We start from the raw sequence: 16615 nt of genomic DNA, 5'->3' as shown, positions 1-16615 counted from the left end.
TCGCGCGCTTCGGGAGAAGGCGGTGGACGGGTTGTCCTTCGGCTATCGGGTGCGGGAGGCGAGAGGGGTCTCGCCCCGGGAATTGCTGGAGCTGGAGGTGGTGGAGGTGAGCGTCGTCACGCATCCGATGCAGGATCTGGCTCGGGTGATTGCGGTGGAATAGGGGGCCTTACCCCTCATCCAACTTCGCCTGGACGGCTTTGCCGCCAAGGCTTCGTATCCTTCTCCCACAAGGGGAGAAGGAGCTGTTCGGGCGGTCCGGTGGGCCGCCCTTTTTCGTGGGAGTGGTGGATGACGGATCAGTTGGAAGCGAGCTTTGACGTGATGGCGCAGGGTGAGCGCATTGCCGGGCTGGAAAGTGAGGTCGCGGCGTTGAGGGGGGCGCTGCTGGTTCAGCAGAGGCCCGCGCTGGATGGCGTGAAGGGCGGGGCGGTCGATCCGCATCGGGCCGCCTTCGTCGAGCGCTATGTGCGGCAGGGGCTGGAGGCCGGAGTCGAGCTCAAGAGCTTTTCCGGCGCTTCGGGCGCGGCGGGCGGCTATGCGGTGCCGCGGGAGATCGACCAGATCATCGGGGCGACGCTGAAGGGGATTTCGCCTATTCGCTCGATCGCCAATGTGGTGCGGACGGGGACGGCGGGTTATCGCAAGCTGGTGACGTCGGGCGGCATCGTGTCCGGCTGGGCCAGCGAAACGGGCGCGCGGGCGGAGACGGCGACGCCGAGCTTCAACGAGATCGTGCCGCCTTCGGGCGAGCTCTACGCCAATCCGGCGGCGAGCCAGGCGATGCTGGACGATGCGCAGTTCGACGTCGAGGGCTGGCTGGCCGGGGAGATCGCCCGCGAGTTCGCGGCGGCGGAGGGCGCGGCCTTCGTCAACGGCAATGGGACGAACAAGCCCAAGGGCTTCCTGACCTATACGACGACCAATGAGGCGGACAGCGTGCGCGCCTTCGGGTCGCTGCAATATGTGGCGTCGGGGGCTTCGGGGGCCTTTGCCGCTTCGGGGCAGGACAGGCTGATCGACCTGGTGCAGGCGTTGCGCGCGCCCTATCGCCAGGGGGCCTGCTTCGTGATGAATTCGGCCACGCTGTCGGTCATCCGCAAGATGAAGACCAGCGACGGGGCGTTCATCTGGCAGCCTTCGCTGAGCGCGGGGCAGCCGGCGACGCTGCTGGGCTATCCGGTGGTCGAGCAAGTCGCATAGATTGTAGAGGATAAATTGGCGGCTTAGGATTGTCTTAAATGCTGACCCGCTATAGGCCGCACCTAAGATCAGCCGCCAATTTCAGGCATCGCGACCCGCTCGGGAGGGCGGCTGATCCCTTGATCAAGCCGCTGCCATCGCATCTTCGATAGCGCGCCTGAGCGCCAAAACATCGTCCTTATCATTGGTAACGAAAGCCTGAACCTCGTTACTCGATGTCATGAGGAATAGTTCATACGAATAGGTGGCGTGGCGCTGCTGGTATGATTTCCATCCGAAGTAACCGAATAGTGCGGCAATGAGCAGCATACCCAATGCCGTTCCGGGCTGGCCACCGATCAGCGCACCCAACGCTGGAAGGCCGCAGAAGATCGCCAATAGCCACCAGAAAATCCATCCCCACTTACCGCGAATTTTCTTCGAGCGGACATCCACAGAGTTAATTTTATTGATAGCGTAGGACTTAGAGCCAACCCGCGCGAAATTGTCATCTACGGTCACATTTCCCGAATTATATCTCACCGCATTCCCCCCTTCGGAATCGTTACGCCTTAGTGTAGGTTGCTGATTAAGTCTGGATTTGTCGAGGGGGTAGGCATGGATGACAAGAGCAACAGAGCGTGGGAAAAAATGGAAGCGGAGAGATTCGTTTCCAATACCGGATTGGCTGTCCTGACCATCATCAAATATGCGGCGGGTTTCGGTTGCACGATTTTCTTTTTCGGGATCATCTATGCGGTTATCCAAGCCTTCCAAGGTCATTTCGACCTAGAGCGAGCGCTTTGGGCTGTTGGTGGTGAAGCGATCACCGGCTTTATCTATTCGAAAGTCGATGACGTGTTGGAACGGGCAGAATCGCCATTTGAGTATCCATGACAATCCTTACCCAAGCGCATCCAAGGCGTTCATGAGTGCCATTTTTGACGCTTTGCCGGTCATCGTGTCGATGTCGGATCGCGACCAGTTTGGAAGGTCGAATGACCCAGCCAACAACGCACCGCCTATAGCTTGCTGTGGCGTTGCCCATTCATTCCAGCGGCCTCTCTGCTGACAATCGAAGATAAAGCGCGCTACGGCTTCGAAAGCTTGCTTGTCAGATGCACCAGACTGTAGGGCTTGCTGGCGCAGGAATAAGGCGGCTTTACGATACTGTCCCCATTTCTTTGGATGGATGAAAAAATCACAAGCAGCCAACGAGGTGTGATAGTCGTCTAATTTATCCACGATGTGCGGGAAATCCGCACCAACCCATTCAATATTATTGAGCTTGAATGACCTGTCAGCACCGCGAAGGTGACAGTGGGATTCGAGATAGACGGCTTTGTTATAGGAGAACGCGAATTTCACGCTGATCCTTCTGCGCGTCGGTATCCCGCCGAAATCCCGATAGTCGATCAGCGCAGGTCGCCCGATGGGGAAAAGGAAGCGCCCTATGGTTCGCTGAACCTCGTAGATCAGCGCTGCATCGGCCTCTAACTCGCGCTGGCTGCGATAGGCGCTATATTTTCGAGAACGCTGAATTGAGGTGAGCGCAACCGTGATCGGATGCCGTTGCTCGTGAAAACTGCTTTCCATGAAACTTCCCCTTGTCAGGAGGGTAACGGCTGAAACGCGGCTTTTCCACAGTATAATCCACAGCTTCTCCACAGGAACAATCGGCGCTGCTGTTGAGTTTTGTTCTTGTTTTGATCACGGTCGCGGCATGGGCGAACACAAACCAACCAGCTTGAGCGGATTGGCCACCTATCATGGTGGAACCATAACCCTACTGTGTCGGTGCGGGCATACTCAGGTGTTTCTTGTCAGCCTCTTGGCAGAAGCCTTCCGGGCAAAACGGTTGAGCGATGATTTTGCAACGGTTCGCGCCAAATTGAAATGCACTAAATGCGGGCGAAAGGGCGGGATGAAGCTCGGCTATAACTTCGACGGCCATAGCTCCCAACCGCGCCCTAATCAGTCGGCTCGATAGTCGGTGCATTCTTCGCCAAACGCTCTTGCAACGCTTCGTCATACTGCTTCAAAATCTCATCGATCCGTTCCGCGTTTCGGTAACGGTTATTGCTTCGGCCAAGGTGAAAGCCTTTGCAGTGACGGCATGGATATATGTTCAGGAGACAGTTGCGCAGAAGCTTCTTAGCCTTCCGCGCTCCACCTTCGGTTGGATGGCATACCTTTCCTGTCTTCCGGCACTTCACAGACTGTCACCGTCCAACATAGCCAGCACAGCCTCCAGCACAGTGGCGAGTGACCGTTGGTTGTCTTCCAACTGTGCAATCCTCTCCTGAGCGTCATCAAGATCGCTCTGGAGCGTTGCCACGCGACTGATAGCCTCAACCGCTCTGTTAGATGCTCTGATGGAGTGTTCGCGATCAGTCAGGCTATCAAAGTCGGGCGGACCCTTCTCTTGACTGTTGATATATTGGGTTAGTGACTGGCGCGTTTGATCATCGACGTCGAGCGATTGGAGCAAGCGTCTTGCTTGATTATGGGTCATAGCTCTTCCCCCGTCGCGATCTTGAACAAAACCTGATTGTCGGGATCGTTCATGTCATCGTCGGTGAGATTGTGCTGAGCCTTGAACTCACGATATCGGCATTCAGTGTCGATGACTGATCGAGGGAAAGTCCAAGTGCTTCCGTCGCAATTGTCAATGCAATAAGCCTGAATGGAAGAAGGTAGAAGAATATCACGATCACAGAGTATCTGTGAAACCTCACGAGACCAACTGTTATAGACGATTTCGCCATTACATATCTTCTTCATGACGCTCCCCCCAACATAATCTGAAAGAGCGCTGCGTCTTCGGCTTTCTCGAAACCGATGAAGACCGGAACAATATCGTTGCGATCTAGCCATTCTTCCTTTTGAGGATGGCTCTTCTCATCATCAACGAAGAAATCAAACGCTCCGGTAACAGTCTGCCCCAACAGCATGAGAATTTTTGGCGATATGGAGAAGTCATATCCCTCCATAGTGAAACGCCAATCTACCCGAATCTCCACAATGTAAGGATGCTCGGATTCGCGCGGATAACAATCAATCACCTTGATTGTTGGTGGGTGAATTTTTCCGACGCTCAGCTTACCGGTGCGAATAGTCGAATTCGATATTGCGCCGCCCGGAATGGTAATGTTCGTGGTCGTGGTGGTTGTGGAAGGGTTAGTGGACATTTCACTTACCCTCCTGACTATGATTGCGAGCAATCCAGAACAGAGTTTCTTCACCGGGGTCGCAGAAAATACCGTCAACGATGTTGGTAGCCACCAGCCATTCCAAACGGTCTATGAAATCGGGTGAGATGACACCGAAATCATCGATGATACCGATGGCGATCAGTTGTGCTTCGTCTTCCTTCGAAATGAAGAAACCGTAATCCACTTTCTTACCGAAAACGCCTTGGAGGGTGGCGCGAAACCGTTGACGGAGCGTCGGGCTTGAAAACCGCTGCTTATCATCGGCATTGTCGAATTCACCATTGGTCATCTTCTGATCGACCAGCCACACGAGACGCTCCAAGCGGTTGCGGTCAAATTTGGCGTTCTTGACCAGACCAAGGCGTTTAAGTGCGTTGTGCGCGGCTTCGTTGATGGTCGCAATGTTCAGCGTGATCCGGCCTGCTGTAATAGCGCTGGCGTTGATGGTTGCGCCTGTGATTGTGCCGCTCATTTCGCACCACCTTTCTCGCAAACGGTCGTGGTGGTAGCGGGCGGGTTTGTAGGCTCCTGTTTGCCAACGCCGCTCATGTCCATAACCAAAATTATCCAGATGGAGAAAACAAGGCCAACGAGAATGGGCATGATCACTCCCCCTTCTTTCCCGCACCCTTACGAGCGCGTTTGCGGGGCGAGGGTTTGGGAGCGATCTTGTCAGATGAAATCGAACCATCCGTGATCTTGGGGGCGTCGGCAACATGGTCTTCATCATCAATGCCATTATGAGCAATGGGCTTGAGCTTGCTGGCGTCGAAGTCGGGGCAATCCTTGGAATTGACTACCTTCGAACCGTCGCGCCAATCTTCAAGTGTGGTGCCATCAGGGAAACGGATGCGGGAAGAGTCGATGTGCGTAATGGGATCAATACGTGCGGCGGGAGCGACCTCAATAGCGGCGTTGGCGGCTAGTCCCGCTTCGATCTTAGCCAATGCTGCTTCGGCAGCGTCGGCGCGCTCTCTTTCATGATAGTGAAGGAGCATCGCCTGACAGCCTTCGCGGTCGTAAAGGTCAGCAATGCCTTCCCAATAGGCGGCTCTAATAGTCTGAACGATAGCCGTGAGTGTGGTGAATGTTCCGATAGTAGATACCAGATAAAGTGCAGTTTGTGTTTCCATAGTTCCTTTCAAGTCGGTTTCAGTTTAGTGTTAGTTGTCCAAATGCTATTGCAAAAGCCATCATATCATCGTGGCGGTGAAAGCTCATTATAAAACAGCCCGGACGGTGGCGCAGATACGCTGCCGGAATGTATCGAGTGATCGGCTGACAGTTATCTTCAATCCATTCCCGCACGTCATCACGCAATACGATAATGCCGATATTGTCGAGAAGATCAGTGCTGAGTTCTAATTCATAGTTGGTGGAAGGGACGCGATGCAGACCTTGCTTCGCGATAATATCTTGGAGATGGCGTGACCATCTTGGTTCGAATATAATTGGCATATGGTGTAGTCCTTTCTTTCTACACCTTTATTTACCTGATGATTTGAAAATGGGGTCAATAAGGGCAATTTTTGCGCATTCTTGAAAAGAAAAGAGGCGGAACATAGTCCCGCCTCCCATGAGCTAAAGTGTGATGCCAAACCCAAGGTTGAATGAGCGTCAATGGAAATGCATCGTGGATATTTAGTCTGTCTCACTGTAACGAGCGGATGACCTTCTTATATCGCTTCATGATGAAGTCGGCATCAGTAGCAGAGAGTGGAGGTATAGTAGCGGGCATCCCCGCTAACTGTCTGCCGTGGCGGGCGTTCATAAGCCACGCAACCGCTTTGGCCCTATCCCAATTGGATAGCTGGTGCCTTTTCCGCCAATATGAGGCAGATTGTAAGAAAGTGCGACTGTTCAAAAACGCCTCTGTTCTGCGCTTCTCGTCTGCTTCTTCGGCTGCACGCTTCGCCCTCACTTCCGCTTCCTCTTGCCTTTCCCGCTTTAGCCGTTCGTCACGCGCTATGCGGATGGTAATCTTCTCTTGTGCTTCCTCTAGGGTTGTCCCGTTCACTTCCGCCCACACATAGGGCGCGGCGGGATGATGGGGAGTCTCCCCATTCTCGTCCCACATCTGCCAACTGCTTATGAACCAAAATGAGCCACCAGACGCAACAATTGCGCGGATTAGGTTGCCCGTCGCGGCCTTGGTATCTAGTGCCGCATTGATCACCCAAAGGTGAGAAATACCATCTTCCTTGAGGTGTTTGAGTTTAAGGAAATAGCGGTCAGAGAGTGAATTCACCGCCTCAACCACTTCCCAATCAGCACCGCTTTTGTAGGCATCATAGCGCCACCTTCCGTTGCGCCATTCTAGTTCGTAGCCTACTTTCTCAAAGGCATCTTTGACGGCGTAGTGCCAATCACTTTCGCCAGCGCCAGCCTCGCAACTTGTCGTGCGGCGCATGTGATACCAGTGCCAACGTTTTTCCGCTGGCCTTCTCGCGTTCATTTCGCCTTCGCAGTCTGGGCAGCGCGCGCGGCGGAAGTCTGCTTTCCGCGCCACTTCGTCTTCGGGCAGATAAAGGGCATCAACGCTTTCAACGCTACGTCTCATATGATCATATTTCATGTGTCTCCCCCGTAGCTGCAAACTGAATGCTCCGCTTCCGGACGGGATTGTATGGTCTCGTCCTTCGTGAAGAGGGGAGGCGGGGGAAGAGGTTGGCGAACCGCTCTGCTTCCTGATGAGCGCGGGCCTTCTCCGCTGGCGATGAACAAGCAAAGATCACCCAACGATATTGGTAATGGCCTGTGCTGGACACGTTACAGAACCGCTCTGCATGGCGATCAATAAAGGGATCGTCGCCAATGTCAAAAATGTATTCAGCGTCTCGATAGAAATCAAATTGTCTTAAAAGGGTCATTTCTGTTCCTCTACATGAAGGATGGCCTATCCATCCATATCTTTATTTAGTTTTATATTGCGCATAGCTGACAGTGATTGATACTAGTTGACTAAATAAAATCATGGAGGGTCCATCCTCCACGAAAGGAACATCAAAAATGGCAATTTTACTTACAGACAAGGAAGTGGCGACACTGATGGGTATTAGCTCGCGCCACGTTCACAGGTTGAGACAGACTGATCCGAACTTTCCCAAGGCAATCAGCCTCGGTGCGCGCTGCGTCCGCTGGAAGCTGGCGGAGGTAACGGCCTATGTTGAGGCGCTGTGATGCTCACCATACTGACATCCAAACAAGCGCCTTGGGATGAATTCAGACCGCTGATGACTAAACTCATTGGAATGTTCGAAGGCGAGCTTGAGAAAGTGCCTTACGGTCGCGCGACACTTTACGACGTCAAGGTGGCCTATCCACAAAACCTTGAGGAACTTGCTAGTGCGATTTCGCAAATCCACGGCGATGAATACGCCTGTGTGATCCGGGGTGAATTAATTGATCCCGATAACACCCTCAATATCAAGCGTAAGAGCAACGACGAAAACCCGACCTTCCGGGATTTTGCATGTCCTTGGATCATGCTCGATATTGATGAACTATCGGGCGTTGGTCTCCTGACCGATGATGATCGATTCGCAAAAATCGAAAGCATCCTTCCTCCGGATTTTCAGGACGTCTCTTACTTCTACCAATGGTCAAGTAGCGCGGGTGTTGAAGGTTGGGATGTCCTGAAAATCCATCTTTGGTTTTGGCTTGATACCCCGGCAACAACTGACTTTCTTCGCACGAAGGCGGCGGGGGAAGGCTGGACGGTTGACCATCAGGTTTTTAAGGTTGTCCAGCCGCACTTCACGGCAAAGCCTATCTTCGTGGATATGGATGACCCCCTTGGGGATGGGCGTTGCGGCTTCCGCTATCATACGAAGATGGCCGCTAGCCTTAGCGACTATCAAGAGCCGGTTCGGGAACCTCGTGAGTTCATTCGCAATCCCGGTGTTAGCGGACGGCAAGCAAGGCTTGAACAGAAGCTAGACGAAATCACCGGCTCTAATCTCAATTATACCGTCATCAGTGCGGCGATGTCCTACGCGAAAATGTGGGGAGATGAAGCGGATTACAATGAAATCTACCAACTTTTGGAAGAAAGAATCCAATCCTGCTTCCGGTCATCATCCCGCATCAGAGAGGAAATGAGCAAACTGAGATATTCAATCAATTCTGCACTTAGAAAGAGATAATAAGAAAATGAAATTCGAAAATCTACCATCAACAATCAAGGAGCTTGCTAGCGCGATCAAGGATCAATCAAACACTCCTTACGAACAGACTGTGACAATCGCTCTCGGCCTAATGTCCTTCGCTGTTCAAGGCCGATATGCAATCGACACTCAGCACTTCGGTAATCCCATTCGTCCGCTGTGCCTCTACACCATGGCGCTGGTTCCGTCCGGTGGCATGAAGTCTGAAATCTTCTCCATGCTCTCCCGCGCATCGTCGGCCTACGAAGATGAGATGGTGAAAAAAGCCGTGGAAGAAGAGCAAATCTATCAGGACAAGCTTGAAATCTGGACGAAGGAAAAGGCCAGTGCGATGAAGGAGAAGGATGCGATCACCCGCGATAAGATGTTGGTCAAGCTGAACGCATCCAAACCTGAAAGGCCGAAGATTGGACGGCGCATTTTTGAGACGGTGAGTAGCGCGGGTCTCTTCAATGTTCTGGAAAATACACATTACAGCGCCGCTATTGTCACCCCGGAAGCCGGTAGCTTCCTTGGTTCCCATGGCTTCACCAGCGACGATGTTGTGATGAGCTTCCTTGCGAACCTCAACAAAATGTGGAGCGGTGAAAAAGTTGAGCGGAATACCGGTGCCGGATCAACGCACCTACACAATCGGCTGCTGTCAATGAGCTTGATTTCTCAGAAGCAAACGCTGGTCTCGCTCGCCAATAACCCTCTGTTTGAGCAGACTGGATTTAGCGCGCGCTTCCTTGTGACAGAAGTTGAACAATACCGGAAACCGCGTGAAAGCATCAGGGGCGGGGATAGGCTGGCCAAAACGGCGCGCCAGAACCGTTGCGTGGATGAATTTAACAGGAAGATGGATCAGCATCTTCGCGCGGGCCTCATCTACGAGACCGATGGCGGTAATGATCGCCTGTCGCTTATCCCGGTCAGATTGGAAGAAGACGCCTTTGCCGATTATGATGATTGGCAGATTGGGGAAGCCGGTGATCTACGCGACGGTTATGACCATCCTTATTTTGAAAAGCTCTTGGAACATGCTCTTCGAATTGCGGCTGTGCTGGCCACCTTCGATGGTCATGTGACTGTGCCGATGGCCTATTGGCAGGCTGGTAAGGAATTGGCGCTCTACTATGGAGACCAGTGGTTGGGGTTCGATGGCGGTTCTACCATCGTTGCCAATAAGATCGTGATCGCGGCCAACGATGTTATCGCCTATGTGAAAAGGAATGGTCTCAAAGAGTTCACGATGACAACGGTTAAGACTTTACAGTCTTTGCGGGCGCTGGATGGGACCGAGAAACAGAAAGTGAAGGATGAATTGGCGAGCCGTGACGATATTTGCGCGGTTGTGGTCAAGTCTCCGAACGGAAAGGAGACGACAAAATTTACATTTTCGTGAAATCCAAGGTGTCAACAAGGTGTCAAAATTGACACCTTGGAAAATCCAAGGTGTCAAGGTGTCAACGGCCTGACACCTTGTTTTTGGCAGTTTTTTGCGGGTTTGCGGCCCCAAGGTGTCAAGGTGTCAAGGTGTCAGGGATCGTCCTTTATTCATGTGTGAATTTAAGTTATTTTCTTTTCTATATATGTATTTTTCCAAAGTAGGCCGACACCCTGACACCTTGACACCTTGGATTATCTCCCGCGCCGTTTTGCTAAATAGTGTTGGTAGATTATCTTTTGTCTCTGACCCGGATCGGTTATTCTGATCCGGGTCTTTTTATATCGACAACCTAAACACAACTTTGGTATAAATAATCACAGAGCATAGCTCTCCTTTCTTAGTATACGATCAAGACCCTCACGCTTTCGGCATAGAGCGTGGGGGTTTTGTATTCTTAGTATCAGGATCGATACTAAGATTATTGACCGCAACATCCCCGGCGAATCTCAGGCATGATTCTTAGAATCACGATCTCCGCGCGACGATCCACCGAAGCATGTTCTGCGCGCTTGCCGATTTTCAAAAGTCAGGAATTTAGCCAGCTTTAGTAAAAGTCGTGGCTCATCTGTCCGGCCAAAAATAATTATGTTGACGGATTATAGTTCTGTGAGAGGATTGGTGGCGAACTACAGATGGTAGACGCACTCAAATGAAAAGGAACATGAGATTTATGGACAGTTCGAATGCAATTATTCCAGCGCAGAAAGTCAGGTGGTTGATCCTTGCGGAACATGCTCGCCAATCTCTCGGTGATCTTTGCCCATTTGACGGCACGGCGATTGATCAGGAGTTTGCTCGCCTATCGGAAGGCAATCATCTGGATGACGCGCGCAACACCATCTACTATTCTTCTGTAGAGACCGGCCTTCACGTCGATGTAGAAGAATATCGCGAGGGCTATCAGTCAACCGCGATGGCCGCGCAATGTCCGGACGGGACGTGGGTAGCGTGGACGATGCACTATTCAACGGGCGATCACTGTGAGTCCTTCGATCAAGATGATGATTGGATCGAAGGCGCGTATGATGTTCGGGTGATCCGTGAAAAGACGGTGGTGCAAAGAGATTTCGCGAAAGGTCCGAAGCTGGACGGTATGGCGCTTGTCCGCGAGCGTCGGAGGCAGCGGCGCGCACCGGGGGCAGCGGCATGAAAGACGCCACAAAAGAATTGATCGTCTCTGATTTGAAGGCTGCATATGGTGTGATGGGCGTAGTTCAGAACATGCAAAGCGATGAAACGCATAAGGAAGCTATTCATTGCATCAGGCGTGATCTTCTACGCCTTGCTTGGTTGATCAACCATGATCTTCCGCTTGATCTATTGGTGCAGCGCGAGGGTGGAGCAGTCATCATAGGTGATGAGGCAGAAGAGGCGCTGTTTCTTGTCGCTCACCCGTTGGAAAAGATTTAGGCGAACAAGCCTCTAGGAGCCTCACGAAGCGCTTCTGGCGACCTTGGGGAGTGTCGGACTCCCCAACGGCCTCTTGGCGCTCCAGCGGCCTTCAAATCGCTCTACGCGCACAATGCAAGGCGGATCATCCGGGAGACCCTTGGGCACAACTCTTCGCCTAAATATTTCCATGAAAGTTACAGTTGGTTTCTTCAATCCAGAATTAGGCTTTGAGCCTGTGGCTCATATCCCTTGCGAGCGCGCGGGCGAATGGTTGGAGATGAGTTTCTTCAAGCTTTTGTCAGCCGGTCAGGTTCGCATCAATGGGCAAACCGTCCATGCAAATCAGGTCATGCCGATGGCCTGTTATGATTTCCAGCTAGAGCTTCTGATGACACAGTGGTTCGGTGATCGTCGCGAATAGTCATCGTGTATAGTCGGCGGGACTAAATACCCGCATGATCATACCGCCAAAAATTTCGCCCGATGGCACCGAATGGTATTTGAACGCAGCCGGTGAAGCGCCGATTGAATATGCAGTTGAAGATTGCGTATTCGACAATCTCGGCAATGTGACCTCTTCCACTCCTGCTGACCTATCGGACTACACCCTTGTCTTCGAAGTCGAGGGTTGCTTTGCCGTCACGATGGAAGCCAGCGGCACTGAGAAGGTCATTCCCGTGACTGTGGAGCAGATTGCGCTGATTCCTAAGACGCGCGGCGCTGCCTTCCATATCGTTGATATGACTGATCCCGCCAATCCCATAGCGTGGCAGGATGGGCGAGTTTACCGCTGGGGGTTCGAATGAGGATTGTTCTTCAACGCTCCCTCTCGACCGTCTCGCCGGTAAGCGGAGGCGCGCGGGTAACTGTTCAGCGCAGCAATGTGCCGGGGCCGATTGGGCCGCAAGGTCCGCGTGGCTTGCCGGGTGCAGGCTTGGCCGAAGCCACTGGATTGATCGGGGATGGCTCGACAACCAGCTTCACGATCAATCACAACTTCAACACCAGTGATGTTGCGGTTGAAGTGTTCGAAGTCGCCACCGGCTTGACGATCTTCCCAACGGTCAGGCGCACTGATGAAGATAATGTGGTTATTTCATTCAAGGCTGAATGGACACCTACTCTCAATCAGTATCGTTACATAATCAGAGCGAGCATTGAAACCTAAGAAGAGGGCCGATGACTAAATACCTCGAATTCAACTTTGAGGTAATTATCTTATGGCTCTTCAATACTCTGTTGCGGTTCGCAACGCACGACTGGACGCAATCGAGTCCACCACTGGCACTTCTGCTATTCTTAAAATCCGCTCTGGCGCGGCTCCCGCGACTTGCGCAACCGCCGATTCCGGAACGGTCCTCGCGACTGTCAACCTTCCTTCTGACTGGATGAGCGCCGCATCGGCTGGCGTGAAGTCGATGCTTGGAACATGGTCAGATTCGTCCGCTGATGCCACCGGCACCGCCGCTCACTTCCGCATCTATGACTCGGCTGGCACGACTTGCCATATGCAGGGAACCGTTACCGTCACAGGCGGCGGCGGCGACATGCAAGTAGACAGCGTGAGCTTCACCGCTGGCCAGCAGTTCGATGTCACGAGCTTTAGCATCACCGCAGGCCAAGCCTGATTTGACTTTCTATCCGGTGCTTTCGGGCACCGGATACTTTTGGAGAAAATGATTTCAGCGGGAGGCTGATCTAAATGACCATCGGCACTACCGTTACTTCGTTTCTCAATACCAGCAATAAGACAGGCACCAATCAGTGGTCGCCTACGACATCTGCAAATATTCCCGGTGGTAACTATGCCTTCGTCGTGGTTGCCTTTGATAATATTTCTGGACCCGGCTCCGATAGCCAGACAAGCGATGTTACGAGCGTTTCCATAGGCGCTGTTTCGCTAACCAAGATTGGTGAATATACAAGGGCTGGCTCGGCTAACTCTACTGCCACCGTCAGCATGTGGGGCGGTAAGGTCACAAGTCAGATTAACAGCGGTAGCTCTGTTACTATCAATTTCTCCGCCACACCGGCTGCTAAGGGCGCTGTTGGTGGATATTTCGGTTTCGACACTTCCAAACCCGTAGGGCTGTTGGGTCCGTCTTTCTATAGCGGCTCATCGGGCGCGAGCTTCACCACGATTGGCACCACGCCTAGCGGAACCGGCATGTATATTGGCGGTGCCGCGACGGAATCGAATACTAACTGTATCGTCTCGGGTTCTCAGGGCACAGTATTGAGCAGCACGGCGGCTTTCACCACTGGTGGTGGCGCAGCGGCCAATATGGGCGCTGGTGCGCTCTGGATATATCATAGCAGCGGCGCAGAAGATGGCTTGGTTGCATCATCGTTTGCATCGGGTGATACAGTTGGCATCAAGGCTTTCATCTATGAACAAGGGCCGCTCACCGGCACTCTTTCGACTACGGAAGCCACCGATACCGCTTCATCCAACGCGAAGTTGAGAATTAAAGCTCAGACGAATAGCGGCGGATCGATCACGAACCAAATCGCTGACACGCTTGACGATGGTTATTCATCCGCCCCAACATGGTATTCGGGCTTCCCGGCTGTCAGTTTCGGTAATGTTGCGGGCGACCGTTACGGCGGTGTTCGTTTCCCGTCACTAGCTATTCCGCAGGGCGCGACAATCACCAGTGCGACTTTGCGAATGGTGGGCTACTCGGCGGCGTCCGGGACATATTTTGGTGAAATATACGGCGATGCTAAGGACAATGCGCCGCAATTCGGCACTGGTGATTTGCCAAGCGGGATCACGAAAACCACCACTCATGTTGCGGTTCAGGCTTCTGTCTCCAATACAAATGCTGATCATGATGTGACGGCGATTGTTCAGGAAATCGTCAACCGCGCTGGTTGGGTCAGCGGCAATGCTATGCGCTTTGCGGGCGACCCGACTGGAAACAATGGAAGCTCCGCTTTTTACGATTACTCTTCATCGTCTTCAAACGCGGCAACCCTGTTGGTCACTTACATGAGTGGCTCGGGTCTGACCGAAGCCAACGATATCCTTTACGCCAACAACTTTCCGAAGCGGACGGCAACGCTTTCGCAGACGGAAGCAGCAGACGCGATTTCCGCCTCCGCCAAAGTTCGTCTCAAAGGTTCGGTTGCGATTACCGAAGCCCAAGATAGCAGCACGGTTACGGGTAAGCTTTTCCTGAAAGGCTCGCTTTCCCAAACCGAAGCCGCCGATACCCTAGCGTCTATCTCTGATGTCAGGATCAAGGCCACTGTAGCGCAGACGGAAGCCGCTGATACTCTGTCGGCCCCTGCCAAACTTCGTCTGAAAGGCACCCTAGCGCAGACCGAAGCCACCGATGCGATCACGGCAACCAGCACGATCAAAGACTCGCCGCGCCAAGGTTCGCTTGCCCAGACCGAAGCCGCCGATTCCGGCTCGGCAGCGGGTAAGCTATACTTGAAGGCCAGCTTGGCACAGACCGAAGCCGTAGATAGCTCGGCCTCTACTGCGAAGCTGAGAATCAAGGCCAGTGTCGCGATTACAGAATTGGCCGATACCCTTTCGGCACCGGCAAAAGTCTTCATCAAGGCCACGGCTTCGATTGCCGAAAGCGCTGATACTCTGTCGTCACCCGCCAAGCTCTACTTGAAGGGCACCCTAGCGCAGACTGAAACCGCCGACGCGACCACCAGCGCGGCAAAGCTTCGTATCCGCGCTACCCTGTCTCAGACGGAAGCCAGCGATAGCGCCACCGGCTCGGCCAAGCTCTACTTGAAGGGTTCGGGTTCGATCACCGAAGCGACCGATAGTATCGTTTCGTCGGCCAAGCTCTACATCAAGGGTCAGGAAGCCGTTACGGAATACCCCGATACCCTCAGTGCTACCTCGACAATCCGCACAACAACAATTGTCGCCACACTGGCGCAGACGGAAGCCGCCGATATTCTTTCGGCAACGGCGATATCACGCAATCGCGCCAGCCTTGCCCAGACGGAAGCCAGCGATACCCCGGCAATCACTGGCACGGTGAAGCTCAAAGGCTCGGCATCGATCACCGAAGGACAGGATAGCTTTACCAGTGCCGGTAAATTGCCTCTCAGGGCCGCTCTGACGCTCATAGAAGGCGATGACGCTGTTGCGACTACCGCGAAGCTCTATGTGCGCTCCACGGCTTCTATGGGCGAAAATCCCGATACCCTCACCGGTAACGGCAAGGTCAGGGTGAAGGCGATCTTCGCCCAAGCGGAAAGCGCCGATATCATGACGGCTTCCGGTAAGGTGGATATCAAGGGATCGACTGGCACCACCGAAGACCCCGATATTATCAGCGCAGCCGGTAAGGTGAGGATCAAGGCCAGTGCGGCAATCCCCGAAGCCGATGATGGTTTCGCCTCAACCGCAAAGGTCAAGGTCCGCGCTGGTATCACCAGCACCGAAAGCGATGATACCGCATCGGCTACCGCTCGCCTAAAGCTTCGTGCGGCGGTCAACCAAAGCGAAGGTGACGATATCCTAGCCGCAATGGCGCGCGTGAAACTCATCGGTCAGGCTGGTGGTCTTGAAGGTGATGATACCGTGACTGTCACGGCCAAAGTCAGGTTGAAAGCGACCATGGCGAGCTATGAGTCGGATGACTATTGTGCCGCACTATCTGATTTAATCTATCCGCCCAACTATCGTGGTGAATCGGGCTTTGTGCTTTACCGTGGCGATCTACCACCGTGGGAAGTCTATCGCTAATAATGCGGCACAAAGATCAGTATGATATTGTAAATATCAACATGAAGAATATCGTCATTGATCTATTGATTGGCAACGCGCTGCTACTAATCGGCGCTACTGCTGTAAGCTACGCACCGGACTTTCGGCTCCCTCTTGAAGTGGCAACCTATACTGCTGGTGCAACCTTCCTGACCGGCGCTCTCGCACAGTTTGTATCTGTCACGTTCGGTATCTGGAAACTGATTGGTGGTGCGAAATGAAGAAGCATCGCCCAACAAGAGAGATGGTTGCGCAGATCATCATTGAAGAGATGATGAAGTGGCGGGCCACTTCGGATGAACAACAGCGCCGCACTGAACTGTTCGATATGTGTGAAAGGCTGATCAACTATTTTGCATTATATGAAGTGATCCCTGATCCGGCAACTGATCCCGTGTGCGCGGCGACTGACAGGATGCGAGCGTAGCGACAATCAAGATGAGAATCGGTTGTTGGGGTGTCGGTGAAGGGCGGAGGGCGT

Annotated in this window: 22 protein-coding genes and 1 pseudogene; 15 read left to right on the top strand and 8 right to left on the bottom strand. The window is 53.1% G+C overall.

The features are described from left to right. Both K7W03_RS23405 and K7W03_RS23400 read left to right on the top strand, forming a co-directional pair. On the top strand, positions 1 to 163 hold a 163-nt coding region (locus K7W03_RS23405), incomplete at its 5' end, for an HK97 family phage prohead protease (protein WP_222887475.1). 128 nt (positions 164 to 291) lie between these two features. Further along, positions 292 to 1191 (top strand): annotated as a pseudogene (locus tag K7W03_RS23400) (phage major capsid protein); the annotation flags it as partial. Between the two features lie 135 nt (positions 1192 to 1326). Here K7W03_RS23400 and K7W03_RS23395 read toward each other — a convergent pair. After that, positions 1327 to 1704: a DUF6232 family protein gene (locus K7W03_RS23395; RefSeq protein WP_222887474.1), complete on the bottom strand. Its 378-nt coding sequence runs from the start codon at positions 1702 to 1704 to the stop codon at positions 1327 to 1329. Positions 1705 to 1800: 96 nt separating this feature from the next. On the opposite strand from K7W03_RS23395, the gene K7W03_RS23390 reads away from it, so the two are divergent. Continuing rightward, a complete protein-coding gene (locus K7W03_RS23390; RefSeq protein ID WP_222887473.1) occupies positions 1801 to 2079 on the top strand; it encodes a hypothetical protein in 279 nt (92 codons plus the stop codon). Between the two features lie 6 nt (positions 2080 to 2085). Here K7W03_RS23390 and K7W03_RS23385 read toward each other — a convergent pair whose 3' ends face one another. The 7 genes from K7W03_RS23385 to K7W03_RS23355 all read right to left on the bottom strand — a co-directional run bounded on the left by K7W03_RS23385 (position 2086) and on the right by K7W03_RS23355 (position 6972). Next, positions 2086 to 2778, bottom strand: coding sequence for a hypothetical protein (locus K7W03_RS23385; RefSeq protein ID WP_222887472.1), 693 nt, complete (start codon positions 2776 to 2778; stop codon positions 2086 to 2088). Positions 2779 to 3394: 616 nt separating this feature from the next. Then, positions 3395 to 3697 (bottom strand): hypothetical protein, encoded by a 303-nt coding sequence (locus K7W03_RS23380; RefSeq protein WP_222887471.1) that lies wholly within the window; start codon positions 3695 to 3697, stop codon positions 3395 to 3397. Positions 3698 to 3962: 265 nt separating this feature from the next. Further along, the gene (locus tag K7W03_RS23375) at positions 3963 to 4373 is read right to left on the bottom strand and encodes a hypothetical protein (RefSeq protein ID WP_222887470.1); all 411 of its coding nucleotides are present in this window, start codon (positions 4371 to 4373) and stop codon (positions 3963 to 3965) included. Position 4374: 1 nt separating this feature from the next. Beyond that, on the bottom strand, positions 4375 to 4869 hold the full coding sequence (locus K7W03_RS23370) for a hypothetical protein (protein WP_222887469.1): 495 nt from the start codon (positions 4867 to 4869) through the stop codon (positions 4375 to 4377). Between the two features lie 133 nt (positions 4870 to 5002). Then, a complete protein-coding gene (locus K7W03_RS23365) occupies positions 5003 to 5530 on the bottom strand; it encodes a hypothetical protein (protein WP_222887468.1) in 528 nt (175 codons plus the stop codon). A 19-nt stretch (positions 5531 to 5549) separates the two neighbouring features. Further along, on the bottom strand, positions 5550 to 5855 hold the full coding sequence (locus K7W03_RS23360; protein ID WP_222887467.1) for a hypothetical protein: 306 nt from the start codon (positions 5853 to 5855) through the stop codon (positions 5550 to 5552). A gap of 193 nt (positions 5856 to 6048) precedes the next feature. Beyond that, positions 6049 to 6972 carry a hypothetical protein gene (locus tag K7W03_RS23355; RefSeq protein ID WP_222887466.1) on the bottom strand — a complete coding sequence of 308 codons (924 nt, stop codon included), beginning with the start codon at positions 6970 to 6972 and terminating at the stop codon, positions 6049 to 6051. 434 nt (positions 6973 to 7406) lie between these two features. On the opposite strand from K7W03_RS23355, the gene K7W03_RS23350 reads away from it, so the two are divergent. The 12 genes from K7W03_RS23350 (at position 7407) to K7W03_RS23295 (ending at position 16561) form a co-directional block, all read left to right on the top strand. Further along, entirely contained in the window at positions 7407 to 7577 is a 171-nt protein-coding gene (locus K7W03_RS23350) for a helix-turn-helix transcriptional regulator (RefSeq protein ID WP_222887465.1), read from the top strand. Further along, a complete protein-coding gene (locus K7W03_RS23345) occupies positions 7577 to 8542 on the top strand; it encodes a hypothetical protein (RefSeq protein ID WP_222887464.1) in 966 nt (321 codons plus the stop codon). Before K7W03_RS23350 ends, K7W03_RS23345 begins: the two co-directional genes overlap by 1 nt. 7 nt (positions 8543 to 8549) lie before the next feature. Next, positions 8550 to 9950 carry a DUF3987 domain-containing protein gene (locus K7W03_RS23340; RefSeq protein ID WP_222887463.1) on the top strand — a complete coding sequence of 467 codons (1401 nt, stop codon included), beginning with the start codon at positions 8550 to 8552 and terminating at the stop codon, positions 9948 to 9950. Between the two features lie 706 nt (positions 9951 to 10656). Next, on the top strand, positions 10657 to 11145 hold the full coding sequence (locus tag K7W03_RS23335; RefSeq protein WP_222887462.1) for a hypothetical protein: 489 nt from the start codon (positions 10657 to 10659) through the stop codon (positions 11143 to 11145). After that, positions 11142 to 11405 carry a hypothetical protein gene (locus K7W03_RS23330; protein ID WP_222887461.1) on the top strand — a complete coding sequence of 88 codons (264 nt, stop codon included), beginning with the start codon at positions 11142 to 11144 and terminating at the stop codon, positions 11403 to 11405. The genes K7W03_RS23335 and K7W03_RS23330 overlap by 4 nt, the downstream gene beginning before the upstream one ends. 139 nt (positions 11406 to 11544) lie before the next feature. Further along, complete coding sequence (locus tag K7W03_RS23325) at positions 11545 to 11808, top strand: hypothetical protein (protein ID WP_222887460.1); 264 nt, start codon at positions 11545 to 11547, stop codon at positions 11806 to 11808. A 34-nt stretch (positions 11809 to 11842) separates the two neighbouring features. Next, a complete protein-coding gene (locus K7W03_RS23320) occupies positions 11843 to 12193 on the top strand; it encodes a hypothetical protein (protein ID WP_222887459.1) in 351 nt (116 codons plus the stop codon). After that, positions 12190 to 12555: a hypothetical protein gene (locus K7W03_RS23315; RefSeq protein WP_222887458.1), complete on the top strand. Its 366-nt coding sequence runs from the start codon at positions 12190 to 12192 to the stop codon at positions 12553 to 12555. The genes K7W03_RS23320 and K7W03_RS23315 overlap by 4 nt, the downstream gene beginning before the upstream one ends. Before the next feature lie 52 nt (positions 12556 to 12607). Beyond that, a complete protein-coding gene (locus K7W03_RS23310) occupies positions 12608 to 13015 on the top strand; it encodes a hypothetical protein (protein ID WP_222887457.1) in 408 nt (135 codons plus the stop codon). 74 nt (positions 13016 to 13089) lie between these two features. After that, positions 13090 to 16113: a hypothetical protein gene (locus K7W03_RS23305; RefSeq protein ID WP_222887456.1), complete on the top strand. Its 3024-nt coding sequence runs from the start codon at positions 13090 to 13092 to the stop codon at positions 16111 to 16113. Between the two features lie 41 nt (positions 16114 to 16154). Next, positions 16155 to 16355 carry a hypothetical protein gene (locus K7W03_RS23300; RefSeq protein WP_222887455.1) on the top strand — a complete coding sequence of 67 codons (201 nt, stop codon included), beginning with the start codon at positions 16155 to 16157 and terminating at the stop codon, positions 16353 to 16355. Further along, on the top strand, positions 16352 to 16561 hold the full coding sequence (locus tag K7W03_RS23295) for a hypothetical protein (RefSeq protein WP_222887454.1): 210 nt from the start codon (positions 16352 to 16354) through the stop codon (positions 16559 to 16561). The genes K7W03_RS23300 and K7W03_RS23295 overlap by 4 nt, the downstream gene beginning before the upstream one ends. Positions 16562 to 16615: the final 54 nt, after the last annotated feature.

Source organism: Sphingobium sp. PNB (genome assembly GCF_019873065.1).
In the GTDB taxonomy this organism is placed as follows: domain Bacteria; phylum Pseudomonadota; class Alphaproteobacteria; order Sphingomonadales; family Sphingomonadaceae; genus Sphingobium; species Sphingobium fuliginis.
This window is presented reverse-complemented; position numbering and strand designations above follow the sequence as displayed.

Coding starts and splice junctions, on each gene's coding strand:
- K7W03_RS23390 (WP_222887473.1), top strand. CDS start 1,801: ATGGATGACAAGAGCAACAGAGCGTGGGAAAAAATGGAAGCGGAGAGA.
- K7W03_RS23385 (WP_222887472.1), bottom strand. CDS start 2,778: ATGGAAAGCAGTTTTCACGAGCAACGGCATCCGATCACGGTTGCGCTC.
- K7W03_RS23380 (WP_222887471.1), bottom strand. CDS start 3,697: ATGACCCATAATCAAGCAAGACGCTTGCTCCAATCGCTCGACGTCGAT.
- K7W03_RS23375 (WP_222887470.1), bottom strand. CDS start 4,373: ATGTCCACTAACCCTTCCACAACCACCACGACCACGAACATTACCATT.
- K7W03_RS23370 (WP_222887469.1), bottom strand. CDS start 4,869: ATGAGCGGCACAATCACAGGCGCAACCATCAACGCCAGCGCTATTACA.
- K7W03_RS23365 (WP_222887468.1), bottom strand. CDS start 5,530: ATGGAAACACAAACTGCACTTTATCTGGTATCTACTATCGGAACATTC.
- K7W03_RS23360 (WP_222887467.1), bottom strand. CDS start 5,855: ATGCCAATTATATTCGAACCAAGATGGTCACGCCATCTCCAAGATATT.
- K7W03_RS23355 (WP_222887466.1), bottom strand. CDS start 6,972: ATGAAATATGATCATATGAGACGTAGCGTTGAAAGCGTTGATGCCCTT.
- K7W03_RS23350 (WP_222887465.1), top strand. CDS start 7,407: ATGGCAATTTTACTTACAGACAAGGAAGTGGCGACACTGATGGGTATT.
- K7W03_RS23345 (WP_222887464.1), top strand. CDS start 7,577: ATGCTCACCATACTGACATCCAAACAAGCGCCTTGGGATGAATTCAGA.
- K7W03_RS23340 (WP_222887463.1), top strand. CDS start 8,550: ATGAAATTCGAAAATCTACCATCAACAATCAAGGAGCTTGCTAGCGCG.
- K7W03_RS23335 (WP_222887462.1), top strand. CDS start 10,657: ATGAGATTTATGGACAGTTCGAATGCAATTATTCCAGCGCAGAAAGTC.
- K7W03_RS23330 (WP_222887461.1), top strand. CDS start 11,142: ATGAAAGACGCCACAAAAGAATTGATCGTCTCTGATTTGAAGGCTGCA.
- K7W03_RS23320 (WP_222887459.1), top strand. CDS start 11,843: ATGATCATACCGCCAAAAATTTCGCCCGATGGCACCGAATGGTATTTG.
- K7W03_RS23315 (WP_222887458.1), top strand. CDS start 12,190: ATGAGGATTGTTCTTCAACGCTCCCTCTCGACCGTCTCGCCGGTAAGC.
- K7W03_RS23310 (WP_222887457.1), top strand. CDS start 12,608: ATGGCTCTTCAATACTCTGTTGCGGTTCGCAACGCACGACTGGACGCA.
- K7W03_RS23305 (WP_222887456.1), top strand. CDS start 13,090: ATGACCATCGGCACTACCGTTACTTCGTTTCTCAATACCAGCAATAAG.
- K7W03_RS23300 (WP_222887455.1), top strand. CDS start 16,155: ATGAAGAATATCGTCATTGATCTATTGATTGGCAACGCGCTGCTACTA.
- K7W03_RS23295 (WP_222887454.1), top strand. CDS start 16,352: ATGAAGAAGCATCGCCCAACAAGAGAGATGGTTGCGCAGATCATCATT.